Raw genomic sequence first — 26262 nt, 5'->3', positions numbered from 1 at the left:
CCTCTCAGAGGTAGAGGTGGCTGAGCTCGTCGCTCTTCAAGAGGTCTGCCGCCTGGCCAGAGGCGACGACCCGGCCCTTCACGAGCATGATCCCGCGGTCGGCGATCGACAGCGCCGTCTCCGCGTTCTGCTCGATCAGGAGCACGGTGGTGCCGTTCTTGTTGATCCTGGCGACGGTCTCGAAATAGTCGTCGATCAGCTTCGGCGAGAGGCCGAGCGACGGCTCGTCCATCACGATGAGCTTCGGCGAGCCGATGAGCGCGCGCGCCAGCGCCACCATCGCCTGCTCGCCGCCCGAGAGGGTCGCCGCGCGCTGCGAGATGCGCTCGCCGACGCGGGGAAACAGCGCGAGCATCTCGTCGAGCCGGTCCTCGAAGCGGCCCTGCCCCTTCTGCGCCTCGAAGCCGAGCCGGATGTTGTCGCGCACGGAGACCTCGCCGAAGAGGCGGCGGCCCTCCGGCACGAAGCCGATCCCGAGCCCGCTCAGCGCCTCCGTGCGGACCTTCGCGACGTCCTGGCCGAGAACCTCGATGCGGCCGCCCGCGAGCGGCAGGAGACCGGAGATGGCCCGGAAGGTCGTCGTCTTCCCGGCGCCGTTCGGCCCCAGGATGCAGACGAGCTCGCCCGGCATGACCTCGAGCGACACGTCGCGGAGCATCGCCACGACCCCGTAATTCGTGTCGACGTTCTGGAGCTTAAGCATGCTGCGCCGCCTTCCTGCCGAGATAGGCCTCCTGGACGCGCGGGATCCGGCGGATCTCCTCGTAGGGTCCGTCGGCGAGCTTCTGCCCGTAGTCGAGCACCATCACGCGGTGGGGCAGCGCCGCCACGAGGCGCATGTCGTGCTCGATGATCATCATCGACAGCTCCGGCCGCGCGGCGCAGATCGCGCGAATGTCGTCCATCAGCGCGTCGGTGTCCGCGTCGTCCATGCCGGAGGACGGCTCGTCGAGAAGCAGGACCTTCGGCTCGCTGGCCAGCGCCCGCGCGATCTCGAGGCGGCGCCGGTCCGCCTGCGGCAGCTCGCCCGCCGCCCTGTGGCGCTGGTCGAAGAGGTCGCGCGAGACGCCCTTGAGAAGCTCCTCGGCGATGGCGGCCGATTCCGCGAGCTCCCGGTCGGCGCGGCCGCGGCGGAAGATCGCGTCGAAGACGCCCGACCTCGTCCGGGAGTGCCGGCCGATGATCACGTTGTCGAGCACGCTCAAGTCGGTGAAGAGGCGGCTCGACTGAAACGTCCGCGCGATGCCGCGCGACACGATCCTGTGCGACGGGATGCCGTTCAGCCGCTCGCCCTCGAGCCACACCTCGCCCGAGCTCGGGCGGTAGATCCCGGTGACGATGTTCAGGAGCGTCGACTTGCCGGCGCCGTTCGGGCCGATGATGCCGAGGATCTCGCCCCGCCTGAGCTCGAAGCTCACCTCCGCCATGGCGACGATGCCGCCGAAGCGCATGGTCAGGCCTTCGCCCGACAGCACGACCGGAGCCTCCATCTCAGTGCCCCCCGTAGCGGCGCAGGCGCTGCGGGAAGATGCCCTGCGGACGGATCATCAGGAAGGCGATGACGGTGACGCCGAAGAACAGGATCCGGTAGTCGGAGAAGGCGCGCAGCTTCTCGGGCAGGAGCGTCAGCAGGAAGGCGCCGACGATCACGCCGAGGATGTTGTCCATGCCGCCGGCGATGACCATCGTCATGATCGTGACGGAGACGAGGAAGGTGAAGTTGTCGGGCGAGATGTAGCCGACGTAGAAGGCGTAGATCGTGCCGGCGAAGCCCGCGAGGAAGGCGTCGACCGCGAAGGCCAGCACCTTGTACCAGGTTGTGTTGATGCCCTGGCAGCGGGCGGCGAGATCGTCGGCGCGCAGCGCGTTCCAGGCGAGGCCGACGCGCGAATTGTGAAGACGGCCGGCGAACAGGATCGAGATCGCGACCAGCACGGCGGACAGGTAGTAGAAGTTCGCCTGCGAGGGCAGCTGGACGCCGAAGATCACGAGCGGCGAGGCGAAGGAGTGGCCGAAGAGCTCCGGCACCGGGATGCCGACGAGGCCGTTCGGGCCGCCGGTGAACTCGAGATTGTTCAGGAGCTGGTGGACGACGACGCCGAAGGCGATCGTGACGAGCGCGAGGTAGCTGTCGCGGGTGCGCATCGACGGCAGGCCGAGCAGGAAGCCCGACAGGGTCGCGACGATCGCGGCCGCCGGCAGGGCGAGCCAGAAGCTGACCCCGAAGTTCAGCGCGAGGAGCGCCGAGGCGTAGGCGCCGATGCCGTAGGAGGCGCCGGTGGCGAAGTTCGGGATGTTGGCGCTGCCGAGCTGGAAGTTCAGGGCGAGCGCCAGCACCGCATAGAGCTGCGCGATGACGCAGAGATGGAGCGCGTAGGTGTTTCCGCCGAGCGCGAACGGGAAGGCGAAGACGAGGAGCACCGCGACGATCGTGGCCGCGCGGCGCTGCGCGGCGAAGGCGTTCTCGATGCGCCGCTCGATCGCCGGCACGCTCTGCATGACGACGAGCGCGACGCCGAAGGCGGCGAGCAGCGCCACCACGTAGCGCCAGTCCTCGGCCAGCAGGAACTCCCGCAGGAAGGCGGCGCCGGCGAGCTCGCTCGCCACGACGATCATGAGGCCCGACACGGAGAAGGCGCCCGCGGAGGCGGTGGAGATCGACTGCGTGCTCATGATCAGACCTTCTCGACGACCGTGCGGCCGAACAGGCCGGCAGGCTTGAACACGAGGACGGCGATGACGAGCAGGAAGACGAAGACGAGCCTGTAGGAGGCGCCGTTCGGCACCACCGCCTGCACGAAGGTGTCGAGACCGGCGATGAGGAGGCTGCCGACGATCGCGCCCGCCATCGAGCCGAGGCCGCCGAGCACGGCCGCGGAGAAGCCGATGAGGCCGACGTCGATGCTGAAGTCGAAGCGGATGAGATTCGCGTAGCCGGCGAAGAAGACCGCGCCGACCGCCCCGATCGCGGAGGCGACGAAGAAGGTGGCGCGGAATATGCGCGTCGGGCTGATCGACATCAGGCGCGCGGCGTCCCGGTCCTGCGACACCGCCCGGATATGAAGGCCGAGCCGCGTGTGGTTGAGGAGCGCGAAGAGCCCGACGACCGCCGCGACGGAGCAGACGACGGCGACGACGGCGAAGAGCGAGACGTTGACGCCGCCGATCGCGATCTCGCCGCTGACGAAGCGCGGGAAGGGATGCGGGTTGCTGCCGTTGGGGTAGAGGTGCCGGATGAGCTCGCGGAGCACGATGCCGAGCGCCACCGTTGCGACGAGCGCCATCATCGCCGGGGCGTTCCGGAACCGCCTGATGACGAGCACCTCCAGGACGACGCCGAGGATGCCGGTGAGGAGGAGCGCCAGGAGGATGCACAGGAGCAGGATGCCCGGTGTCGCCGCGACGGGCAGGCTCGCCACCATCACCTGCACCGCGCCGAGCGCCACGAAGGGCGCGACGAACGACACGTCGCCGTGAGAGAAGTGGATGATGTTCAGGACGCCGAACAGGAGGCTGAACCCCACGGCGATCAGGGCGTAGATACTCCCCAGAACGATCCAGTTCAGCAGCTGTTGAAGCAGCAGGTCAGCCATCGTCCCTCCCCATGGGTCCGGGTCCCTCCTCCGTTCCGGGCCTTGTGCCGCGGCCGTCTGGTTCGGGACCGGGCTCCTACGCTAAAGCACGGCGTCGGCTGCGGCTTTGAATCGTTTTTTCCGATGCCTCGGCTCGGTTGTGTTGAGGCGGAGGGTCGAGGTGGCCGTCGCGTCGCTTCAGGAAAAGCTAAGCGCAACATCCGCATATCCGATTTTGCTTCGCCCGGTTGCCGCCGCAGACTTCCGCACCGCCCGTGCACGGGCCTGACGACGGCGGGGGCGCCGTCACCTTCCAGGGAGTTTAAGTCAATGAGAAACCAGAGGGGCTTCTGGCGCGGAGCACGCGTCGCGGCCATCGCACTGGCCGCCGTGGTCGCCACCGGTGCCGCCGACGCTCAGGAGACGGTGAAGATCGGCTTCATCGGACCGCTGAGCGGCGGCAACTCGCAGCAGGGCCTGACGGCCCGCAACGGCTTCCAGCTCGCCATCGACCAGGCGAATGCGCGTGAGGATCTGGGCTTCAAGATCGAAGGCGTCATTCAGGACGATGCCTCGAACCCGCAGACGGGCGTTTCCGCCGCGCTGAAGCTGACGAACGATCCCGCCGTCATCGCCGTCACCGGCCACTGGAACAGCCCCGTGGCGCTCGCGACGGCACCGGTCATCACGCGCGCCGGCATTCCCTTCGTGATCTGGGGCGCGATCAGCCCGAAGATCACGGAGACGAACAACCCGCTCCTCGCGCGCGTCGTGCCGACCCTCGTGAACACGAACGAGCCGCTCGCCGCATGGGCCGCGGAGGAGATCGGCCAGAACATCGCCATCGTCTCCGACACGAGCGACTACGGCATGGCGAACGTCGCGGCGTTCCGGAAGCCCTTCGAGGAAGCCGGCGGCACGATCACCTCGGTCGAGACCGCGCCGGTCGGCACCACCGACTTCCGCGCCACCCTGACGAAGATCAAGAGCGACAACCCCGACGCCATCTATTTCGGCGGCGTCGTCACAGAGGCGGGCCTGGTGCGGCAGCAGATGAAGGAAGTCGGCCTCGACGTGCCGATGATCGGCGTCGACGGCTTCCACGACCCCGAGTTCATCAAGATCGCCGGCGATGCCGCGGAAGGCACGATCTCCGGCATCATGAAGGAGACGGAGAACGAGAAGCTCGTCGAGATGAACGAGGCCTACGCGGCTGCGGGCTTCGCCGAGCCGGTCGGCACGTACACGAAGAACGCCTACGACGCGGCCAACATCATCATCGCGGCGATCGAAGAGGCCGGCACCGACCGCGCCGCCGTCGGCGAGGCGATCCGGGCGATGGAGTATGACGGCGCCATGGGCCACACCTCCTTCGACGAGAACGGCCAGACGAAGCTGCCGGTCGACCTCGAGCTCCGGGTCGTCCGGAACGGCCAGTGGGAGACCCTGGAGCACTGAACGAGAACAGGCGCCGGCGACCGGCCACCCCTTCCAACTGCCTCGAGGGCCCCGTCACGGCGGGGCACTTTTTCGTCGTTTCCCGGCCGCTCGCCGGGCTCCGGACCGCTCTTTCGGCCGGAAAGCCGCGCGATCCCTGCTTGCCAGCCGCCGCGCTTGATGATCAAGAGCAGCGATGAGCACCGAGCAGATCCTGATCCTCTCCATACTCCTCGCCACCGTCGCGATGTTCCTCTGGGGGCGGTGGCGCCACGACATGGTGGCGCTCGGCGCCCTCCTCGCCTGCGTGGTCGCGGGGCTTGTCGATCCCGGCGCGGCGTTCGCGGGCTTCGGGCATCCGGCCGTCATCACCGTCGCCTGCGTGCTGGTGCTCAGCCAGGGGCTGCAGAACACCGGGGCGGTCGATGCGATCGCCCGCCGCGCCCTGCCGAAGGAGGCCGGGCCCACCGTGAGCCTCGCCGCGCTCGTCGGGCTCGGGGCGGCGCTGTCGGGCTTCATGAACAATGTCGGCGCGATGGCGCTCCTGATGCCCGTCGCCGTGCAGCTCGCGGCGCGGCTCGGGATCGCGCCGGGGCGCGTGCTGATGCCTCTCGCCTTCGGCACGATCCTCGGCGGCATGACGACGCTGATCGGCACGCCGCCGAACCTGATCGTCGCCGGCTTCCGCGCACGGGCGGAGACCTCGGGCTTCGCGATGTTCGACTTCACCCCCGTCGGCCTCGCCGTCGCGGTCGCCGGCATCGGCTTCATCGTCCTACTCGGCTGGCGGCTCGTGCCGGCGAACCGGAAGCAGGCGGACGAGGGCTTCGAGTCCGGCGCCTACCTGACGGAGGCCCGGGTCTCCGAGGCGAGCAAGGCGGTCGGCATGACGTTGCGCGAGGTCGAGGCCGAGCTGGGGGATTCGCAGGCGCAGGTCGTCGGCCTCGTGCGCAACGAGGTGCGGATGATCGCGCCGCATGGCCGGAGGCGGGTGGCCGCCGGCGACATCCTCGTGCTCGAGGCCGATGTCGACGCCCTGCCCGACCTTCTCTCGACCTTCGACCTGAAGCTCGAGGCCGAGAGGCCCGCGGAGCGCGGGGAGGAGGACGACGAGGACGCGGCGACCGGGACGGAGCGCGATCCGGAGGAGGCTGGAGAGGAGAAGGCGAAGGAACGCAACGGTGTCGCTGACGAGGTGGTGCTGAGGGAGCTCGTCGTTCTTCCCCAGGCGACGATCGCCGGCCGCTCCGCGCGGGACATGCACCTGCGCACGCGCTACGGCCTGAACCTCCTCGCCGTATCCCGCAAGGGCGTGCGGGAGATGACGCGCCTGCGGACCCTCACGATCGCGCCGGGCGACCTCCTGCTGATGCAGGGGCTTCCCGAGGAGTTGGCCGAGTTCGCGGCCGACGCGGGCTGCGTGCCGCTGGCCGAGCGGGAGCTGCGCATACCGGATCCCCGCAAGGCGATGATCGCGACGGCGATCATGGTCCTCGCCGTCGCCGGCGCCGCGCTGGGCCTCGTCCCCGCCGCCGTCTCCTTCTCCATGGGCGCGCTCGCGTCGATGGCCTTCGCCACCGTGCCGCCCCGGCGCGTCTACGACGCGATCGACTGGCCCGTCGTCGTGCTGCTCGCGGCGCTGATGCCGGTCGCGGGCGCGATGGAATCGACGGGCGCGGCGGACCTCGTCGCCCGCTTCCTGCTCGAAACCGTGGCGCAGGGCCATGCGGTGGCGGGGCTGACGCTGATCCTGGTCGTGACGATGTTCCTCTCCGACGTGATGAACAACGCCGCGACCGCCGCCGTCATGTGCCCCATCGCGATCGGCACCGCCTCGGCCCTCGGCGTCGACGCCGATTCCTTCCTGATGGCCGTCGCCGTCGGCGCGTCCTGCGCCTTCCTCACGCCGATCGGCCACCAGAACAACACGCTGATCCTCGGCCCCGGCGGCTTCCGCTTCGGCGATTACTGGCGGCTCGGGCTGCCGCTCGAGATCCTCGTCGTGGCCGTCAGCATCCCGATGCTGCTCCTCATGTGGCCGCTATAGGCCGGGCTCGGTCTCCGGCCCGGAGAACGCTGCGCCAACGAGGGTCGCGACCGGGATGACGGCGCCGCCGATGAGGATGCCCGCGACCCCGGCGCCGAACGCGCCGACGAGCCATTCGACCACGTGGGGCAGCACGGCGAGCGCATGCGCGGCCGCCTCGGCGGCAAGGTGGACGATGTCGTAGGGCGCCGGGAAGCCCAGTTCCTCCAGCCCGTGGAGGACGATTCCGCCGCCGACCCAGAGCATTGCCGCCGTGCCGATCGCCGCGAGGAGCTTCATGAAGGCCGGCATGAAGCGCACGATCCCGCGGCCGGTCGCCCGCCATGCCCGCGTCAGGCCCGGCGAGCCGAAACTGCCATTCGCCATCGCGAGCCCCGCGTCGTCCGCCTTCACGATCAGCGCGACGGCGCCGTAGACCAGCGCCGTGATGGCGATGCCCACGAGCGCCAGGACGACGGCCTGCGTGATGAAGGCACCCTCCGGCAGGGATGCGAGGGCGATCGCCATCACCTCGGCCGACAGGATGAAATCGGTGCGGATGGCACCCGCGACCTTCTGGTCTTCCAGCGCCTTGGGGTCGGCTGGCGCCTGCCCCGTGCTCTTCTCGTGCCCGTGCGCCGCATGCGGCCGGACCGCCTCGAGCAGCTTCTCCGCGCCCTCGTAGCAGAGATAGATGCCGCCGATCATCAGAAGCGGCGTGATGAGCCACGGCAGGAAGGCGCTCAGCGCCAGGGCCGCCGGGAGGAGGAAGACGAGCTTGTTGCGCAGCGAGCCTATCGCGATGCGGCGGACGATCGGCAGCTCGCGCTCGGCGGCGAAGCCGACGAGGTACCGCGGCGTGACGGCGGTGTCGTCGACGACCACGCCCGCCGCCTTCGCGCCCGCCTTCACCGTCTGGCCGGCGATGTCGTCGAGCGACGCGGCCGCCACCTTGGCGATGCCCGCGACGTCGTCGAGAAGAGCGAGAAGCCCCGTGCTCATGTCGGGAAGGCCCCTCCCCGCTGCGTCGCTGATCGCGTCCGCGCCGCCTCGGCCACCGCTTCAGTCCGTCCCGCCATGTCCGTCGCTCCGCCAGATCCGGAAGCCCGAACTGCAAGAACACGCAGCCGCGGGCTGCCGTTCCTCCTGCTCCGGCTCCGGAAGCGGGCGCTGGCGCTCAGATGCCCATCAGCGACCGCGCGCGCTCGCGCTCCGCCTCGATCTGGCGGCCGACCACGTCGTCCGGGATGTCGAGGCCGACGAGCACCTCTCCGGCGAGTTGCAGGCTGCCCTCGACCGTCTCGGGAATGGCGCTGACCGCGCCGAGCCTCGCGAGCGCCTGCGCGTGGGCGGCGTCGCGGGCGCGGGCGTACACGGTGGCCTCCGGCCGCTTCTCGCGGGCCGCCTTCACCATCCGCTCGGCGGTCCCGGGATCGTCGAGCGTCACCACGAAGGCGCGGGCATTCTCGGCGCCGGCCCTGTCGAGGATCTCCGGGCGGCCGGCATCTCCGTAGAAGACGAGACGACCCTCCCGGCGATGGCGTCCCACCGTGACGGCGTCCTGGTCGAGCGCGACATAGGGCACGTTCTGCTCGTCGAGGAGCCGCGCCACCGTCTGGCCGACGCGGCCGAACCCGCCGATAATGACGTGATCGGAGAGCTCCGAGAGCTGGTCCTGGATCGTGTCGCCCTTGTGGTCGAGCGGCTCGAGCCGCGCGGCCACCATCGACCCTCCTCGGGCGAGAAGCGGCGTCAGCGCCATCGTGACGCCGATGACGACGAACACGAACTGCGCGAGCTCGATGTCGACGATCCCGTTGCCGCGCGCGAGGCTGATGACGACGAAGCCGAACTCGCCGGCCTGCGACAGCAGGATCGCCGTGTCGGCCGATGCCGCGAGGCCCACGGCGAAGAGCCGCGCCGCGCCGAAAAGCACCGCGACCTTGACGAGGAGGATCACGGCGACCGAGGCGACGATCGGCAGAAGATGCTCGACCACGAAGCCGAGGTCGATCGTCATGCCCACCGTCGTGAAGAACAGGCCCAGGAGAAGGCCCTTGAACGGCTCGATGTCGGTCTCGATCTGGTGGCGGTACTCGCTCTCCGACAGGAGAAGCCCGGCGAGGAACGCGCCCAGCGCGGCGGACAGGCCGGCCGCCGCGGTGCCCATCGCCGCGCCGACCGCCGCCAGGAGCACGATCGCCATGATGAGGTCGCGGCTGCCCGTCATGGCCGCGCGCCTGAGGAGCGGCCGCAGCACGAAGCGGCCCGCGAGCAGGATGACGGCGACCGCCGCGATGGCGGCGACGAGAGCCGTCACGAGCTCGCGCCAGATGCTCTCGGCGCCGCCGGACAGCATGCCGACGGCGAGGAGGATCGGCACCACCATCATGTCCTGCATGAGGAGAACCGACAGGCAGACGCGGCCGGCCTGGGTGGCGAGGCGCTTCTGCTCGACGAGGAGCTGCATGACGATCGCCGTCGATGACAGCGCCAGCGTGAGACCGACGACCACCGCCACGGGGGCGCTCGCGCCCGCCATGCGGGCGAACGCGCCGATCGCGAGCGACGTCACCACGACCTGCACCGTCCCGACGCCCAGCACGTAGCGCCTGAGCTGCCACAGCCGGGCGAAGGAGAGCTCGAGGCCGAGGACGAAGAGAAGGAAGATGACCCCGAACTCGGCGAACGGCTCGACCCGTTCGGGATCCTCGATCACGAGATAGTCGAGAAGGGGCATCTCCTCGACGAACCGGCCGAGCCCATGGGGGCCGACGAGGACGCCGGCCGCGATGAAGCCCAGCACGATGCCGAGCCGCGCCTGATGAAACACAGGGACCACGACACCGGCCACCAGAAGGAAGACCAGCGCGTCCTTCACCCAGGTTGCGTGTTCCACGACGGTGCCCCCTCACCCGCGGCGTCGGCGGGACGGCGCCCTCCCGCAGCACCGGATCCGCCGTCAGGCTGTCTTCAGGAATTCGGGCCGGCTGGCCTCCGGAGGACGATCAGGCGCCGGCGAGCTCTTTCTCGAGGCCCGCCGCGATCGCCCCGAGAGCCTCGTCGGCCTTGCCGCCTTCGGGACCTCCCGCCTGCGCCATGTCCGGCCGGCCGCCGCCCCCCTTGCCGCCGACCACCGCGGCGCCGGCGCGCACGAGATCGACCGCGCTGATGCGGCCGGTCAGATCCTCCGTCACACCCACCACGAGAGCGGCCTTGCCGTCGTCGCTCACGCCGACGATCGCCACGACGCCCGATCCGAGCTTGGCCTTCGCCTCGTCGACGATCCCGCGCAGGTCCTTCGGCGCGATGCCCTCGATCTTGCGGCCCATGAACCTGACATCGCCGATCGTGCGCGTCGTGTCTTCGGCCGAGCCTCCGCCCGTCTCGCCGAGCGCGAGCCGTCGCTTCGTCTCGGCGAGTTCCCGCTCGAGCCGGCGGCGCTCCTCGATCAGCGCCGAGAGACGGCCTTCGATCTCGTCCGGCGCGACCTTCAGCTCGGCGGCGATCGTGTTGAGCCGCTCGTTCTGCCGCACGAGGTGGCGCCGCGCCGCATCCCCGGCCAGCGCTTCGACCCGCCGCGTGCCGGCGCCGACGGCGCCTTCGTTCACGACGACGACGAGGCCGAGATCGCCCGTCCGCGAGACATGCGTGCCGCCGCAGAGTTCGAGCGACCACGGCTTGTTCGCACCCTCCCCGGGCGCGCCCATGCCGACGACGCGCACCTCGTCGCCGTATTTCTCGCCGAAGAGGGCCATGGCGCCCGACTGCACGGCGTCCTCGACCGGCATGACGCGCGTGGTGACCTCGGAGTTCGTGACGATCGCGCGGTTCGCGAGCTCCTCGATCCGCTTGAGCTCCTCGTCGGACAGCGATTTCGGGTGACTGAAGTCGAAGCGCAGACGGTCGGGCGCGACGAGCGAGCCCTTCTGTGCCACGTGCTCGCCCAGCACGTCGCGGAGCGCGGCGTGGATGAGGTGCGTCGCGGAATGGTGCGACCGCAGGCCCGAGCGCCTGACGTGATCGACCTGAAGATGCACGGCCTCGCCGACCGCGATCTCGCCCTCCTCGACCATGCCGTAGTGAACCCAGAGATCGCCGAGCTTCTTGTGGGTGTCGGTCACGATGAAGCGGCCGTTCTGGCCGACGATCACGCCGCGATCGCCCTGCTGCCCGCCGGATTCGCCGTAGAACGGCGTCTGGTTGAGGACGAGAACGCCCTCCTGTCCCTTCGCGAGCCTCGACGCCTCCTCGCCCTCGTGCACGAGCGCGTGCACCACGGCATCGGCCTCTTCCGTCTCGTAGCCGAGGAACTCGGTCGCACCGGCGCGCTCCCGGATGCCGAACCAGACCCGCTCCGTCACCGCCTCGCCGGACCCGGCCCAGGCCTTCCGTGCCTCGGCGCGCTGCCGCTCCATCGCCGCGTTGAAGGTCTCCATGTCGACGCCGATGCCGCGGGCGCGCAGCGCGTCCTGCGTCAGGTCGAGCGGGAAGCCGAACGTGTCGTAGAGCTTGAACGCGGTCTCGCCGGACAGCGTGTCGCCCTCCCGCATGCCCTCCGTCTCCTCGTTGAGGAGCATGATGCCGCGGGCGAGCGTCGTGCGGAACCGCGTCTCCTCGAGCTCGAGCGTCTCGGTCACGAGGGGCTGCGCCCGCACGAGCTCGGGATAGGCCTCGCCCATCTCGCCGACGAGCGTCGGCACGAGCTTGTGCATCAAGGGCTCGCGGACGCCGAGGAGCTCCGCGTGGCGCATCGCGCGGCGCATGATCCGCCGCAGCACGTAGCCCCGCCCCTCGTTCGAGGGCAGCACGCCGTCGGCGATCAGGAAGGCGGAGGCGCGGAGGTGGTCGGCGATGACGCGGTGGCTCGGCTTCTGCGCCCCCTCCGCCGGCACGCCGGTGCGCTCGACCGACGCGGCGATGAGCCGGCGCATGAGGTCGGTCTCGTAGTTGTCGTGGGTGCCCTGCAGCACGGCGGAGATGCGCTCGAGGCCCATGCCGGTGTCGATCGAGGGGCGCGGCAGCTCCACCCGCTCGCCGCCCTCGAACTGCTCGAACTGCATGAAGACGAGGTTCCAGATCTCGATGAACCGGTCGCCGTCCTCGTCGGGGCTGCCGGGAGGCCCGCCGGGAATGTGCGCCCCGTGGTCGTAGAAGATCTCCGAGCATGGCCCGCACGGGCCGGTGTCGCCCATCTGCCAGAAATTGTCCGACGTCGCGATGCGGACGATCTTCTCGTCAGGCAGGCCCGCGATCGTCTTCCACAGCCTGAAGGCCTCGTCGTCCTCCGCATAGACGGTGACGAGGAGCTTCTCCTTGGGCAGGCCGAACTCCTTCGTCACGAGGTTCCAGGCGAGCTCGATCGCGCGATCCTTGAAGTAGTCGCCGAACGAGAAATTGCCGAGCATCTCGAAGAAGGTGTGGTGGCGGGCGGTGTATCCGACATTGTCGAGATCGTTGTGCTTGCCGCCGGCGCGCACGCATTTCTGCGCCGTCACCGCCCTGTCGTAGGGCCGCTTCTCCTGGCCGGTGAAGACGTTCTTGAACTGCACCATCCCGGCATTCGTGAAGAGGAGCGTCGGATCGTTGCGGGGCACGAGCGGCCCGGACGGCACGATCTCGTGGCCGTTCTTCGCGAAGTAGTCCTGGAAGGCGGAGCGGATGTCGTTGACGCCGGTCATGTCGGTCTGGTCGCACCTGGAAGTTCGGTCGTGGAGCCGCGAACGGACAGGCCACGACCCCATGCACCCGCATGGGTATCACCTGTTGCGGCGTTTGTAGCCGCCGCTGCTTCGCAAGTCCATAAAACGCAAAGAAGGGCACGCCGGCCTTCACGCCCGCGTGCCCTGCTGAACTCGCGCGCCCCGCGCTCTCCGGAAGCCCGGAAAGCCTCAGGCCTCGAGCGCGTCGGGCCCGTCCTCGTCGTCGCTGTCGGGTGCCCCGCCTGCCGGCGGCACCGCGAGGCCCGAATTCGCACGGATCTGCCGCTCGATCGTCTCGGCGACCTGAGGGTTGTCGCGCAGGAACTGCTTGGCGTTCTCGCGGCCCTGGCCGAGGCGCTGGCTGTCGTAGGAGAACCAGGCGCCCGACTTGTCGACGACGCCGGCCTTCACGCCGAGATCGAGGAGCTCGCCCATCTTCGAGACGCCCTCGCCGTACATGATGTCGAACTCGACCTCCCGGAAGGGCGGCGCGAGCTTGTTCTTGACGACCTTCACCTTCGTCTGGTTGCCGACCACCTCGTCGCGGTCCTTGATCGCGCCGATGCGGCGGATGTCGAGCCTCACCGAGGAGTAGAACTTCAGGGCGTTGCCGCCCGTCGTCGTCTCGGGGCTGCCGAACATGACGCCGATCTTCATGCGGATCTGGTTGATGAAGATGACCATCGTGTTCGAGCGCGAGATCGAGCCGGTGAGCTTCCGCAGCGCCTGGCTCATCAGCCGCGCCTGGAGGCCCGGCAGGGAATCGCCCATCTCGCCCTCGAGCTCGGCCCGCGGCGTGAGCGCCGCGACCGAATCGATGACGAGCACGTCGACCGCGCCGGAGCGGACCAGCGTGTCGGCGATCTCGAGCGACTGCTCGCCGGTGTCCGGCTGCGAGATCAGGAGATCCTCGAGATTGACGCCGAGCTTCTTCGCGTAGGTCGGGTCGAGCGCGTGCTCGGCGTCGACGAAGGCGCAGATGCCGCCCTTCTTCTGGGCCTCGGCCACGGTGTGGAGCGCGAGCGTCGTCTTGCCCGAGGATTCGGGCCCGTAGATCTCGACGATGCGGCCGCGCGGCAGGCCGCCGATCCCGAGCGCGATGTCGAGCCCGAGCGAGCCGGTGGAGATCGATTCGACTTCCACCACCTTGCCGCCCGCGCCGAGCCGCATGATCGAGCCCTTGCCGAAATGGCGCTCGATCTGCCCGAGCGCCGCTTCCAGCGCCTTGTTCTTGTCCATGCCGTCTCCCTGGACGAGGCGTAGAGAATTCTGGGCCATCGAGCGCTCCTTATTTCACACGGGTCTAGCGCGTGCAATGGAGCGAACGTACACGTTCCGTTCACGGAACGCAACGGGAACATTCTCTCCGTCGCAGGGCTACGCCTGCCCGGAGAGCACGTCCTTCACCTTCGCCGCCAGCTCCCGCAGGTCGAAGGGCTTCGACAGGAAGTGGAAGTCCTCCGCGCCGCCGTCGAGGCTGCGCTTGAACGCGTCCTCCGCGTAGCCGGAGACGAAGATGATCTTCAGCCCGGGGTTGCGCGCCCTGAGCTCCTTCATGAGCGTCGGGCCGTCCATCTCGGGCATCACGACGTCCGAGACGACGAGGTCGATCTCGCCGCCGTGCTCGTCCATCAGCTCGAGCGCCATCTCGCCGGTGTCGGCCTCGAGCACCGTGTAGCCGCGGGAGGACAGCGCGCGCGCCGCGTAGATCCTCACCGATTCCTCGTCCTCGACGAGCAGGATCGTCCCGCTGCCGGTCAGGTCCTTCGCCTTCGCGGGCGCCTGGCCGGCCTTCGGCGGCACCTCCTCCGGCGCCGGCACGTAGCGCGGGAGGTAGATGCGGAAGGTCGTGCCCTCGCCGAGCGTCGATTCCGCCTCGATGTGCCCGCCGGTCTGCTTGACGATGCCGTAGACGGTGGAGAGGCCGAGCCCCGTGCCCTTGCCGATCTCCTTCGTCGTGAAGAAGGGATCGAAGATCTTCTCCATCGTCTCGTCCGACATGCCGGTGCCGGTGTCCTGCACCTCGACCACGACGAACTCGCCCGCCGGGATCTGTGCGGAGCCCGCGCCGCGCGGCTCGCCGAGCGCCAGGTTCTCCGCCCGCAGGAACAGGCTGCCGCCCTCCGGCATCGCGTCGCGCGCGTTGACGGCGAGGTTGATCGCCACCTGCTCGAGCTGGTTCAGGTCGGCCTTCACGAGCCACAGCTCGCGGTCCACCTGGACGGTGAGTTCGACCGAGGAGCCGAGGAGCCGGGACAGGAGGACCTGCAGGTCGTTCAGCACGTCGCCGAGCCGCAGCACCTCCGGCCGCAGGGTCTGGCGCCGCGAGAAGGCGAGGAGCTGCCGCACGAGGCCCGCCGCCCGGTTCGCGTTGTGCTTGATCTGCATGATGTCGTTGAACGACGGGTCGGTCGGCCGGTTGTTGATCAGCAGAAGGTCGGAATAGCCGATGATCGCGGTCAGCAGGTTGTTGAAGTCGTGGGCGACGCCGCCGGCGAGCAGCCCCACCGCCTGCATCTTCTGGCCCTGCGCGAACTGCGCCTCGAGCTCGCGCTGCTCGGTCACGTCGAGGATGTAGACGATCGCCGCCTCGCCGTCGCCGTCGCTGTCCTCGACAGGGCTCGCGAAGAAGCGGCCCACCTTGCCGCCCTCGCCCGGCAGGTGCGCGTCGGCCGGCGCGAGATCGGCCCTGCCCCCGAACGCCTTCTCGAGGAGCTTCCCGAGAAGGGCGCGGTCCCCGGCCGCGGTGCAGTCCTCGATACGGCGCGGGGTGCTCTGGGGGAAGAGGCGCGCGAAGGCCGCGTTCGTGCGCCGAACCTGGCCGCTCCGGTCGACCGTCGCGATGGCCAGGGGCGTGTTGTTGAAGAAACGCGCGAACCGCACCTCCGCCGCCCGCAGCGTCTCCGACACGTCGGCGCCCGGGCTGCGGTCGAGCACCAGCGTCCGCGACGCGCCGGCGCGACCCTCGTTGTCGAACGCCACCTTGTGCATCAGCCGCACCGGCAGGGTCTGCCCGTTGCGGCGCACGAGGTCGAGGTCGATCGTCTCGGAGCGCACCTCGCCCGGCGCCGGCGCGACCTGCCGGATCAGCGCCGCCCCGTCGCCGGACACGATGTCGTCGAGCCTCAGCCGCGCCGTCTCCGTCTCCGCGAGGTCGTAGCCGAGCCAGTTCGCGAGCGTGGCGTTGACGTAGCGGAGGCGGCCGTCGCGGTCCGTCGAGAAGAACCCGGCCGGCGCATGGTCGAGATTGTCGATCGCACGCTGAAGCTCGAGGAACACGTCCTCCTGGCGCGCGCGCTCCCGGGTGATGTCGGAAATCTCCCACATCATGCGGGGCGCCCGGTCGCGGCCGATCGGGTGAACGCGTATGCGGTACCACGTCACGCCGCGCTCGCCGTCGACGCCGCGCTCGAGACGGATCTCCTCCTCCGCGCGGCGGCCCTCGCCGGCGGCCTGCGACAGCCTGAAGATCGCCTCCGCCGCGTCGGCATTGCCGGCGAAGGCCCGCTCCACGCCACGCACGTCGGAGAACCGGTCGACGCCGATGAGCCGCATATAGGCGGGGTTGGCGTAGAGCGTGCGCCCGTTGGCGGCGGTGACGAGCACTCCCTCCGGCACGTTCTCGACGACGGCCGTCGCGATCTCGTCGCGCGGCGTGCCTTCGCTGAAGCGCAGGACGCCGACGGCGAGCGCGAACATGGAGAACACGCCCCCGACCGCCAGCGTGCAGAGCACGCCGAGAATCATCGGCCGCGCCTCCTCGCGCCCCATCAGGGCGAGGGCGATGGCGATGATGATGAGCGCCGCCGCCAGCAGGACGACGAGACTGATCGAGCCTTCGCGCTCGTTCTTCTCGCGATCCAGCGACTTTGCGACGCTTTCGGAATTCGACATGTCCGCCATGGTCGGGCACGTGCCTTCTAGAGGGGGATGCCGCCGTCGCCTTCAGCTGGGCTCACCGGCCGGCGCGATTCGGGCGCCATCCCTTCCTTGCCTTCATTTGCATAACGTAGCCGATGATTTCCGCAACCGCCTTGTAGTGTTCGGGCTCGATCACGCGGTCTATGTCGACGGCGGCATAGAGGAGCCGGGCGAGCGGCGGGTTCTCGATGATCGGCACCTCGTGCTCCTCGGCGATCGCCCTGATCTTCAGCGCCACCGCATCGAGACCCTTCGCGACGCAGATCGGCGCCGGCATCGATCGGTCGTACTTCAGGGCCACGGCGTAATGGGTGGGGTTCGTCACCACCACTGTCGCCTGCGGCACCGAGGCCATCATCCGGCGCCGCGAGCGCTCCACCCGCAGTTGGCGGATCTTCGCCTTCACGTGCGGGTCGCCCTCGGTCTGCTTGTATTCCTCCTTCACCTCCTGCTGCGTCATCCGCTGCTTCTTCATGAAGGAGTGCCGCTGCCAGGCGAAGTCGGCGGCGGCGACGAACGCCATGAGCGCGAGCACGGCGGCCAGGAGCTTCAGCACGTAGATGCGCACGAGCTCCAGGAGCTCCGCGAGGTCGAGGGCGACGAGCCTGTCGAGCTGGTCGCGCGCCGGCCAGAGCAGCGCCACCATCATCGCGGCGACGAGCGAGAGCTTCGCGACGCCCTTGGCGAAGTTGACGAGGCTCTGCGCCGAGAACAGGCGCTTCGCGCCGCTGAGCGGGGAGACCTTCGAGAACTTGGGCTTGAGCGATTCGGTCGAGAAGACGAGCCGGTGCTGGACCATGCTGCCGATCACGCCGGCCGCCGCCATGATCAGGAGCGGAAACGCGATCGCGCCGCCGCTGGCGAGCGCCACCTCGAACATCAGGTCGCGCAGGTTGCCCCCGTCCATGGGAATGCTGGCGGCGCGTGACAGGTAGTTGCGGAACGCCTCGGTGATCTGCCCGGCCGTTCCGTTGGCGAAGACGAGCACGATCAGCGTGACGCCCGCCAGGCTGAACCACGAGACGAGCTCCTGGCTCTTCGCGACCTCGCCCTTCTCGTGGGCCTGCTCGAGCTTTCGTTGGCTCGGTTCTTCTGTGCGTTCGCTGTCGTCCTGCTCCGCCACCGCATCACCTCGCGAGGAACGGGGTTACGGCGTTCTCCAGGTAGGAGAGGAACCACAGCATCATGACGCCGAGGAGCGCCGCGAACATCACGAAGCCGATCATGATGTTGGCGGGCGCGGCGACGAAGAAGACCTGCACCTGGGGCATCAGGCGGGCGAGGATGCCGAGCCCGAAATAGAAGATCAGGCCGAAGGCGAGGAACGGCGCGGATATCTGTACGCCGAGCGCGAAGGACTCCGCCACGATCCGCACGCCGAGCCGCAGCCCGTCCTCCACCGGCGGGATCGTGCCCGGCGGGAACAGCGTGTAGCTGTCGAAGATGGCCGCGAGGAAGAGGTGGTGCAGGTTGGTGACGAAGATCAGGGCGATCGCGAGGACCGACAGGAAGGAGGAGAAGACGGCGCTCTGCTGGCCCTGGCTCGCGTCGAAGCTCTGGGCGAAGCCGAGGCCGGTCTGCATCGCGATCACCGATCCCGCCACCTGAAGCGCCGACATGACGAGCCGGACGAGCAGGCCGATGAAGAACCCGATGACGAGCTCGCCGAAGAGAAGCGCGAGAAGCTGGCCGAGGGTGGTCGGGACCGCGGGCATGAGGCCGCCGATCACGGGATAGAAGACGAGCGTCAGGACGAGCGCGAAGACGAGCCGGACCCGCACGGGGATCGTCGTCTCGCCCAGCACGGGCATCAGCATGACGAGCGTGCCCACCCGCACGAAGATCATCAGGAAGGTGAGCGCCGCCGAAGGGAGGAGGTCGACCGTCACCCGCGCTCAGCCCGCAACGATGTATTCCGTTATGCGGGCCATGTAGCTCGCCAGTGCCTCGCTCATGAACGGCAGCGCGACGAGCAGGGCCAGGAACATGGCGATGATCTTCGGCACGAAGACGAGCGTCATCTCCTGGATCTGCGTCAACGCCTGGAACAGCGCCACCGACACGCCGACGACGAGGCCCACCACCATGAGCGGCGTCGACATCCGGATCAGCGTCCACACGCCGTCGCGGGCCACGTCCAGCACTTCCGGCCCCGTCATCCGTCTATTCCCCGCTCTCGGCCCCGACGCCCGATTCGTCAGATCGGCATCTGCATGATCTGCTGGTAGGACTCGATCACCCGGTCGCGCAAGGTCACGACCGTCTGCATGTTCAGTTCGCTCGCCGACACGGCGGTGATCACGTCGACAAGATTGCCCTGCCCTGCGGCAGCATTGAGGCTCGCCTTGTCGGCGACGGCGCCGGTCTGGGCCACGTCCGCCATCGCGGTCTTCAGCATGGCGGCGAAGTCCTCGCCCGCCCCGCCGGCCCGCCCCGGAAGCTCCGTCGCGCCGCCTGCGAGCTTCGAATAGGCCTTGGCGGCAATTGCTGGGGTCATGTTTCAGGTTCCTCCTGATGCGCGCCGTCAGGCGCGGAGAATGTCGAGGGTGCGGTTGACCATGTTGCGGGCCGTCTCGATGATTCCGAGATTGGCCTCGTAGCTCCGCTGGGCCTGCCGCATGTCCATCGCCTCGATCAGCGTCTCGACGTTCGGCATCTTCACGTAGCCCTTCTCGTCGGCGGACGGATGGCTCGGGGCGTAGCGAAGCTTGAAGTCGCTGCGGTCCGGCAGCGTCTTGGCCTGCTCCACGACGGTCGCTCCCAGCTTCCGGTCGAACTCGGCCCTGAAGTTCGGAACCTGCCGCCGATAGGGGTCGCCGTCGGGTGTCTTCGCCGTCGAGTCGGCGTTCGCGATGTTCTCGGCGATGATGCGCATCCGCGCCGACTGCGCCCTGAGGCCGCTCGCCGCGACATGAAGGCTCTTCATCAGTTCCATCGAGCCTCTCCTCACGCCCGTCCGAGAGCGGTTTTCAGGACGCTCACGCTGCGGGCGTAGAGGCCGCTGGCGAGCTGGTAGTCCATCTGCGTCTGGGCGACCTTCATCATCTCCTCCTCGAGCGCCACCGAGTTACCGGAAGGCGTGGTTTCGAAGCTCGAGGTCGAGACGATTCGCGGCGCCCCGCCCGCCGAATCGAGCGTCATGTGGGAGACGTCGGTTCGCACGGGGCGGATCTTGCGCCCTTCGTTCACGTACTTCGAAAGGTCGAGCGATTCGAGATCGCGCGCGGCGTAGCGTGGCGTGTCGGCGTTCGCGACGTTCTCGGCGAGCACGTCCTGACGCTGCTGCAGCCAGGACATGCGCGTCTTGAGCGCGCTGAAGAGGGGGAGCTGAGAGATACTCATGTGGGGAGCCCGGCATATTCTGACCGGGCAGATACTGCCGGGTGTATGGTTAACGGAGCGTTAACCACGACGGACCGGATCGCCGCGCCCCCTTGAACCGGGCGGAACCGTCCGTGTAGCTACGGACGTTAAGCAACTGTTAGTCTTGACGTCGGCAACTTTTGCCCGGCTTTGTAGCGCGGTTGTGTCGCGTCCCGCCGCCCCGATTAGAAGGAGGCCCTCGCATGGAGTTTCTCGAACAGCTCCTGGATGTTGAGTTGGGCCTTCCCGCTCGCTTCTTCATCGCGTTCGTGTTCGTCCTGCTCCTGATCGCGCTCACCGCGTGGATCATCCGCAGGCTCGCCGCCGGCCGATCGGCCCTGATGGGCCTGCGCACCAGGCAGCACCGCATCACCGTCATCGATTCCGCCGGCGTCGACGCGAAGCGTCGCCTCGTGCTCGTGCGATGGGACAACACCGAGCACCTGCTCCTCGTGGGCGGGCAGACCGATATCGTTGTGGACTCCAACGGCCGCCGGGTGGCCGCTGCCGACGTCGCGGACGTCCGCGCCCCCGCGATGGCGGGCGACGACCAGATGCGCTCGATGCCGCAGCGCCAGCCCGACATGACGCCGCCGCGGCAGACGCCGCCGCGTCCGACCGCACCCGCACCGCGGCCTCAGGCCCCCGCCGCACCCGAAGCCCGCGCGGAGCCTCGGGTCGCCCCCGCCGCCCCAGCTGCTCCCGACCGTTCGCGCGCTGCCGGAAGCCCCACCTCCTCCCGGTCCGAAGCCGAGGACACTCAGCGCCAGCGCCCCTCGCCGTTCGCCGCCCTGAAACGCGTGGCGACCGTCGGACGCGGCTCGAAGGAGAGCGCCGCCGAAGCGTCCGGTGGAGCGGAAGGCTCCTCCGGGCGGCCTTCGCCTCGCTACCCCGGTCCCCAGGCCCCGTCACAAACGCCTCCGCGCCAGCCGGCACAGACGGTGCCCTTCCCCGGCCCGGCCCAGGCGGAGGAATCGCCCCGAGCACCGGCGGCCGAGCCGCCGGCCGGCAGCCGGCAGCCGGAGCACCTCGAGGCCATGGCCACGCGCCTCGAGGCGGCATTGAGGCGTCCGGGCGGCGAAGGTCCTGCCGCGACCCCGTCCGCGCCCGATGACGCCGCCGCCGGCAGCCCGGCCTCTCGCCGTCCAGAGACGGCGCGCCCGGCGCGTGCGGAATCGGGCGAAGGCCTCGCCGGCGCACCCGGCCGCGCACCGAGGGCGGCGGAGCAAGCCGCCGAGGAGCCCCGGTCTGAGCGCGTGGAGCCCTCGCTCACCCCCGTGGCCCGCCGTCCGGCCCCGCCCTCCCCGGCGGACGCGGCCGCGCCGCGCGAGCCGGCCAAGCAGCATGGCGAGGCCTCCGGCCCCGCCAGGGCCGTTGAGGGCCGCCCCGTGGAGGAGCGCCGCGAGAGCGCGCGCGAGGCGCCCGGCAACCCGTTCGCGAGCCAGCGCGCGGCCCAGCCTGCGCAGCCCTCCCCGCCGCGGCCGGCGGAGGAGGCGAGCGCCACGCCTCGCGAGAGGCCGGACACGCCCGCGAGGGACGAGCCCGCCGCACGCGCTCCCGCGCCGCGCCCCGCGGAACCGGCGGCGCCGAGGCCGGCGAAGCCCGAGGAGCCGGCGGGCGGGCAGCCGCGGCAGAAGCCCGCCGAGATCGACCTCGCCGCCGCCATGGCGGCCGAGCTCAAGCTCGAGCCGTTCGCCGCGCGGCGACCTGCCGCCGCGAAGCCGCCGGAGGCCGAGAGCTCCGAGCCTGCCCGCGAAGGGCCGGCGCAGGCTCAGCGGCCGGCCCCGCAGCCCGCGCCGCGACAGGCGCCCGAGAGCGAGGCCGCGCAGGACACCCCGAAGCCGCAAGCCCCTTCGGACAAGGAGAACAAGCCGAAGGACGAAGACGACGAATTCAACATCTACGAGCAGATCTTGAAGCGGGACGGCTGAGTTTCATGATGGCGTCTCGCCGCCGCACGCTCGCCGCGGCGGCGGGCGTGCTCACGGCCGCGGCCCTGCTCTGGGCCGGGCCCGCGCTCGCCCAGGAGTTCACCCTCGACTTCGCCGACGACACGGGGCTGACCGAGCGCGCGCTCCAGCTGATCGCGCTCATCACCGTCCTGAGCCTCGCGCCGTCGATCCTCGTGATGGTCACCTCCTTCACGCGGATCGTCGTCGTGCTGTCGCTCCTCCGCACCGCGATCGGCCTCCAGACCGCGCCGCCGAACTCGGTGATGATTAGCCTCGCCCTGTTCCTAACGTTCTTCATCATGGCGCCGGTGCTGACGACGTCCTACGAGGAGGGCGTCCAGCCCCTCCTGGCGGGCGAGATGGAGCTCGACGAGGCGTTTCCGCGGGCGGCGGCGCCCTTCAGGACCTTCATGATGACGCAGGTGCGCGAGGAGGACCTCATGCTCTTCGTCGACCTCGCCGGCGCCGAGCAGCCGGAGGGCCCCGACGACGTCGAGCTCAGGGTCCTCGTCCCCGCCTTCATGATCAGCGAGCTCCGCCGCGCCTTCGAGATCGGCTTCCTGCTCTTCGTGCCGTTCGTCATCATCGACATGGTGGTGGCCTCGCTCCTCATGTCGATGGGCATGATGATGCTGCCGCCGATCGTGATCTCGCTGCCGTTCAAGCTGATCTTCTTCGTGCTCGTCGACGGCTGGCACCTGATCGCGGGCAGCCTCGTGCAGAGCTTCGGGACATGAGGCGCCTCTCCGCCCGCGAAGGCGAAGCCGCGTGCCCTCAGGTCTCCGGCATCTCGTCCGGCGAGGCAGGGCCGCCGCGCGCGGCGTAGGTCTTCATGAGCGCGCGGAACGTGCCGGTGTCGGCGAGCCGGGCGACGACCGCCTGCAGCTCCCCTGTGCCGGCCACCTCGGGCTGGGTGACGATGTCGAAGGCGTGGCCGTCCACGCTGTCGGCCATCTTCTCGAGGAACTTCGTGCGCAGGCGCTGCAGCGCCAGCTTGTCCTTCGCGGCCGAATAGGCGTAGCCGGCGCGCAGGACGTAAGCCCGCTGGGCCTCCGTCAGCGGCGCCGCCTCGTTCCAGCTGTTGCCGAGGATGCGCTCGTACTCCTCGGCGGCGTCGCGCCACCGCTCGGCCTTCCAGAAGATGCTCGCGCGCGTCTCGCGTGCCCGGTCGTCCTCCGGCACCGTCTGAAGCAGGTCGAGCGCGAGCTCGGAACGGCCGACCTCCCCCAGCGCCCGCGCCTCGAGCAGGATGCGCTCGTTCTCGATCTCGACCGGCAGGTGGGCCTGGTGCGTCGAGGTCAGGACGCGGATGGCGTCGCCGGCCCGGCCGGACATCAGATGAATGGCGGCGAGCCGGGTCGCGACCTGCGCCCGCGCGGCCCCGCCCAGCCGGTGCTCGACCTGGTAGGTCAGGAGGTCCGCCGCCTGGTCGAGCAGGTCGAGCGACACGAGACGCTCCGCGAGCGCGCGAACCATCTGGTCGCCCTTGCGGCCGATCGGCGTCATCTCCTTGAAGTCGTAGTAGAGGGCGAGCGCCTCGACGGAGGACAGCTCGTCTCCCTTCCCGCCGAGGAACACGTCCTCGAAGACGCGGGCGAGATCCTCCTGCATCCCCTTCGTCGAGGGAGAATCGGGATCGGCCACCAGCGCGGTGCGGAGGAGCTCGAACGCCTTGCGATACTCGCCGGTCTCGGCATAGAGGCCCGCGAGCTGCCGCGAGGCGCGCCACTCCGTCTCGTCGCCCCGCCACTCCTGCGTCAGCGTCTCGAGGCCCTTGATCGCGTCCGCGTCGGCGATCTCGCCGATCCGCTGCCCGAGGACGATGCGGCCGAGCCGCGCCTGTGCCATGTGGACATCCGTCGCCAGCCCCTCGCCCCCCACGACGCCATACGCGGCCATCGCCCGGTTGACGTCGCCGCTCATCTCGGCATAGCGGCCCTCGAGCAGCCTGAAGCGCTTGTCCTTGCCCGCCCCGGCATCCTCGGCCTGTTCGAGCGCCCCCTTGGCGAGCGCCGGACGGCCGAGCTCGAGCGCCGCCTCCGCCTGGCTCAAAAGCAGGTCCTGCTGGAGGCGCGGCGGGTAGCTCGGGAGCGCCGGATCGCCGGCCGCGAAGGCCGCGAGGGCGTCGTCCCACCGCCTGAGCTGGGCGTAGGCCTGTCCGCGCCAGAGCGCCGCGTCGGTGGATTGCGAGAGGTCGAAGCCATCGAGCTCCTTCAGCGCCTCGCGGGGCCGGTGCATCTGGAGCAGCGCCACCGCGCGGAGCGACCGCATCGGCGCCTCGCCCGCCGCCTCTCCGGCCGCTTCGCCCGCGAGCTTCAGAACCCCCAGAGCCTCGGGACCCATGCCGAGCGAGAGGTAGGTCCGCGCGAGCGCCAGCCGCTCCTGGTTGCGGCCGATCTCCGGCGCGCTGCCGACGAGGCGGATCTGACGGCTGATACGCTCGTGCGCCTCCCGGGGAGAGATCGCCCCGTCGAGCCGCACATGGCCCGGCCGCGCCGCCGCCGCCTCCTGTGCGGCCAGGCGCGGGTTGGCGGGTCCGCTCTCGCCGGACGCCGTGAGGTTGAGGCCCGCGGGACGTGAGATCAGGACGAGGTTGCCCTGGAGGGATATGTCCAGCCCGTCGGCGATACGCTCGACGGCGACGGCGTGGGCGGTGGGCCACACGGTGAAGTCGACGAAGCGCTGGCGCTTCGGAAAGCCACGGGCAGGCCCCGCTGCCGTGACGACGACCAGCCTTCCGGCCGTCTCGGGGTCCTCGATCTCATGCAGGCGTCCCGCGCCCGTCAGGAGAATCTCCGCGACGGCCGCCCCCTCGTCCCCCGCCACGCGCCTGACGCCGAGTGCCGTCGCCGGCTGCGCCGGCTCGCCGCCGACGAGGACGGTGAGGCGGGACTGGGCCGGCTCCGCCTGCGCGATGAGCGGGCGCGCCAGCGCGAGGCGCAGCACCGTCGCATCCTCCGTCTTCCAGCTCGTCACGCCGGTGACGAGGTCCGGCGCCACCTGCTCGATCGCGCCGAGCTCCAGCGGATCGAGCGTGCTCAGGACGATCCACAGCGCCTGCAGGCGCTCGAAGACCGCGGTCGGAACGGGCTCCGGGAACGCGAAGGTCAGCCTCAGCCCTTCCGCATCGCGCCCGACCTGGAGCTGGGCGGCGTCGATCGCCGGTTCCGCCTGCGCCTCGGCCTGCCGGGCTTGCGTCGCGGCGGGCATCGGCGCGGGCGCGCTTCTCTCCGCCACCGCCGGAACGGGTGCCGACACGTCGCCGGGAGCCGCCGCCAAACCGCCGGCCACGGCAGGCTCCGCCGTCACGGCGGGCTCTGCGCCGGTGCCGGCCACCGGCCGGTCGGCCGACACGTTGCGCACTGGCGGAGCTTGCGAAGGCACGGCCGGCCCGGCCGCCGCCGCCTCCTCATCCGGCGCTGCCTCGTCCTCCGGCGCGGCTTCGACGGCAGGCTCGCGAAAACCCTCGGGCGGGACGAAATCGAGGACGTAGCTCTGGCCCTCGCGAAAGTCGCGCACGGTCAGGCTCGATCGCACGGCGAAACGCAGCACCGTCCGGTCGGCCGTCGCGCTGCGGCTGAGATCGCCGACATAGGAGGGAAGCCTCGCCTGAAGCGCACCGAGCCGCACGACGCTCGGCGCATTGAAGGTGACCTCGAGGCCCGTCTCGTCGCGATCGAGCTGCATCTCGATCGGCTTTTCCGGCGTGAAGACATATCGCCCGAACGTGGGCATCGCGGCGAAGTCGACGTCGATGCGGATCTTCTCCGGTGCCGCGCGCTCCGCCGCCTCGCGCGCGAGACGCTCCGCCTCCTGCGCCCGCCTGGCGAGCTCGTCGATCACCTCCTGGGGAAGACCGGGCGCCACGCCCTGCCAGTCGGAGGGCAGGATGTCTATGAAGAGCTGCTCGGCCGCCGGCATGATGTTGATGCTGACGCCGCGATTGAGCGCCATGCGGACGGCGCGGCCATCGGGATCCCGTCTGGCGATGTTGACGTAGTCGGGTAGCCCCGCGCGGATCCGCTCCACATCGAGCTCCACCGGGCTGCCGAAGCCGAGCACCGCGACGCCGCCCAGGATTTCCGCCGTCGCGTCGGGCGCCTCGGACGGAAACGTCAGGACGATGCGGCCGAAGCCGCCCGACTGGTTCGCCGATATCCGGGCTTCGACGGCGCTCGCGGCACCCGCGCTCCCGATCAGGAGAAGGCACGCCGCCGCAAGGAGCGCGACGCCGGCGCGCACCCGTTGCAGTCTTCGCGTCAAGAATACTGTCTTCCGCTCCCGCGGCA

At 69.9% G+C, this 26262-nt stretch carries 20 protein-coding genes; 4 read left to right on the top strand and 16 right to left on the bottom strand.

Features of this window, described 5'->3' with window-relative positions; genetic code table 11:
- Positions 1 to 4: 4 nt before the first annotated feature.
- Genes N177_RS02925 through N177_RS02910 form a run of 4 tightly spaced genes read right to left on the bottom strand, consistent with a single transcriptional unit; the run spans position 5 to position 3593 of the window.
- The gene (locus tag N177_RS02925; RefSeq protein WP_023430735.1) at positions 5 to 703 is read right to left on the bottom strand and encodes an ABC transporter ATP-binding protein; all 699 of its coding nucleotides are present in this window, start codon (positions 701 to 703) and stop codon (positions 5 to 7) included.
- Complete coding sequence (locus N177_RS02920) at positions 696 to 1490, bottom strand: ABC transporter ATP-binding protein (protein ID WP_040485033.1); 795 nt, start codon at positions 1488 to 1490, stop codon at positions 696 to 698. Before N177_RS02920 ends, N177_RS02925 begins: the two co-directional genes overlap by 8 nt.
- 1 nt (position 1491) lies before the next feature.
- Complete coding sequence (locus N177_RS02915) at positions 1492 to 2673, bottom strand: branched-chain amino acid ABC transporter permease (RefSeq protein WP_023430733.1); 1182 nt, start codon at positions 2671 to 2673, stop codon at positions 1492 to 1494.
- Between the two features lie 2 nt (positions 2674 to 2675).
- Positions 2676 to 3593: a branched-chain amino acid ABC transporter permease gene (locus N177_RS02910; RefSeq protein WP_023430732.1), complete on the bottom strand. Its 918-nt coding sequence runs from the start codon at positions 3591 to 3593 to the stop codon at positions 2676 to 2678.
- 309 nt (positions 3594 to 3902) lie between these two features.
- On the opposite strand from N177_RS02910, the gene N177_RS02905 reads away from it, so the two are divergent.
- Positions 3903 to 5030, top strand: coding sequence for a branched-chain amino acid ABC transporter substrate-binding protein (locus tag N177_RS02905; protein WP_023430731.1), 1128 nt, complete (start codon positions 3903 to 3905; stop codon positions 5028 to 5030).
- Between the two features lie 175 nt (positions 5031 to 5205).
- On the top strand, positions 5206 to 7056 hold the full coding sequence (locus tag N177_RS02900; protein ID WP_023430730.1) for an SLC13 family permease: 1851 nt from the start codon (positions 5206 to 5208) through the stop codon (positions 7054 to 7056).
- On the opposite strand, the gene N177_RS02895 is transcribed toward N177_RS02900, so the two are convergent.
- The 11 genes from N177_RS02895 to flgB all read right to left on the bottom strand — a co-directional run bounded on the left by N177_RS02895 (position 7051) and on the right by flgB (position 20000).
- Entirely contained in the window at positions 7051 to 8037 is a 987-nt protein-coding gene (locus N177_RS02895) for a DUF808 domain-containing protein (protein WP_023430729.1), read from the bottom strand. The genes N177_RS02900 and N177_RS02895 overlap by 6 nt on opposite strands.
- A gap of 175 nt (positions 8038 to 8212) precedes the next feature.
- A complete protein-coding gene (locus N177_RS02890; RefSeq protein ID WP_023430728.1) occupies positions 8213 to 9934 on the bottom strand; it encodes a cation:proton antiporter domain-containing protein in 1722 nt (573 codons plus the stop codon).
- A gap of 109 nt (positions 9935 to 10043) precedes the next feature.
- Complete coding sequence (alaS, locus tag N177_RS02885) at positions 10044 to 12716, bottom strand: alanine--tRNA ligase (protein ID WP_023430727.1); 2673 nt, start codon at positions 12714 to 12716, stop codon at positions 10044 to 10046.
- Between the two features lie 210 nt (positions 12717 to 12926).
- Entirely contained in the window at positions 12927 to 14015 is a 1089-nt protein-coding gene (gene recA / locus N177_RS02880; protein ID WP_023430726.1) for a recombinase RecA, read from the bottom strand.
- 99 nt (positions 14016 to 14114) lie between these two features.
- On the bottom strand, positions 14115 to 16631 hold the full coding sequence (gene cckA, locus N177_RS02875; protein WP_040485069.1) for a cell cycle histidine kinase CckA: 2517 nt from the start codon (positions 16629 to 16631) through the stop codon (positions 14115 to 14117).
- Between the two features lie 61 nt (positions 16632 to 16692).
- Positions 16693 to 17781: a flagellar biosynthesis protein FlhB gene (flhB, locus tag N177_RS02870; RefSeq protein WP_023430724.1), complete on the bottom strand. Its 1089-nt coding sequence runs from the start codon at positions 17779 to 17781 to the stop codon at positions 16693 to 16695.
- Positions 17782 to 17785: 4 nt separating this feature from the next.
- Entirely contained in the window at positions 17786 to 18547 is a 762-nt protein-coding gene (gene fliR, locus N177_RS02865; RefSeq protein WP_023430723.1) for a flagellar biosynthetic protein FliR, read from the bottom strand.
- Between the two features lie 6 nt (positions 18548 to 18553).
- Entirely contained in the window at positions 18554 to 18817 is a 264-nt protein-coding gene (gene fliQ, locus N177_RS02860; RefSeq protein ID WP_023430722.1) for a flagellar biosynthesis protein FliQ, read from the bottom strand.
- A gap of 38 nt (positions 18818 to 18855) precedes the next feature.
- Positions 18856 to 19155, bottom strand: coding sequence for a flagellar hook-basal body complex protein FliE (fliE, locus tag N177_RS02855; protein ID WP_023430721.1), 300 nt, complete (start codon positions 19153 to 19155; stop codon positions 18856 to 18858).
- A 27-nt stretch (positions 19156 to 19182) separates the two neighbouring features.
- Complete coding sequence (gene flgC, locus N177_RS02850; RefSeq protein WP_023430720.1) at positions 19183 to 19593, bottom strand: flagellar basal body rod protein FlgC; 411 nt, start codon at positions 19591 to 19593, stop codon at positions 19183 to 19185.
- An 11-nt stretch (positions 19594 to 19604) separates the two neighbouring features.
- Positions 19605 to 20000: a flagellar basal body rod protein FlgB gene (flgB, locus tag N177_RS02845; RefSeq protein WP_040485032.1), complete on the bottom strand. Its 396-nt coding sequence runs from the start codon at positions 19998 to 20000 to the stop codon at positions 19605 to 19607.
- Positions 20001 to 20224: 224 nt separating this feature from the next.
- On the opposite strand from flgB, the gene N177_RS20420 reads away from it, so the two are divergent.
- Both N177_RS20420 and fliP read left to right on the top strand, forming a co-directional pair.
- Positions 20225 to 21952 (top strand): flagellar biosynthetic protein FliO, encoded by a 1728-nt coding sequence (locus N177_RS20420; RefSeq protein ID WP_023430718.1) that lies wholly within the window; start codon positions 20225 to 20227, stop codon positions 21950 to 21952.
- Positions 21953 to 21960: 8 nt separating this feature from the next.
- On the top strand, positions 21961 to 22710 hold the full coding sequence (gene fliP, locus N177_RS02830; RefSeq protein ID WP_244444227.1) for a flagellar type III secretion system pore protein FliP: 750 nt from the start codon (positions 21961 to 21963) through the stop codon (positions 22708 to 22710).
- A gap of 37 nt (positions 22711 to 22747) precedes the next feature.
- Here the strand turns inward: fliP and N177_RS02825 are convergent, their stop codons facing one another.
- Complete coding sequence (locus tag N177_RS02825; RefSeq protein WP_152527822.1) at positions 22748 to 26236, bottom strand: tetratricopeptide repeat protein; 3489 nt, start codon at positions 26234 to 26236, stop codon at positions 22748 to 22750.
- Between the last annotated feature and the right edge of the window lie 26 nt (positions 26237 to 26262).

Origin of the sequence: Lutibaculum baratangense AMV1, from assembly GCF_000496075.1 — a bacterium.
Taxonomy (GTDB): Bacteria; Pseudomonadota; Alphaproteobacteria; order Rhizobiales; family Tepidamorphaceae; genus Lutibaculum; species Lutibaculum baratangense.
Note: the sequence above shows the minus strand (reverse complement) of the source record. Positions and strands in the feature narration are given on the sequence as shown.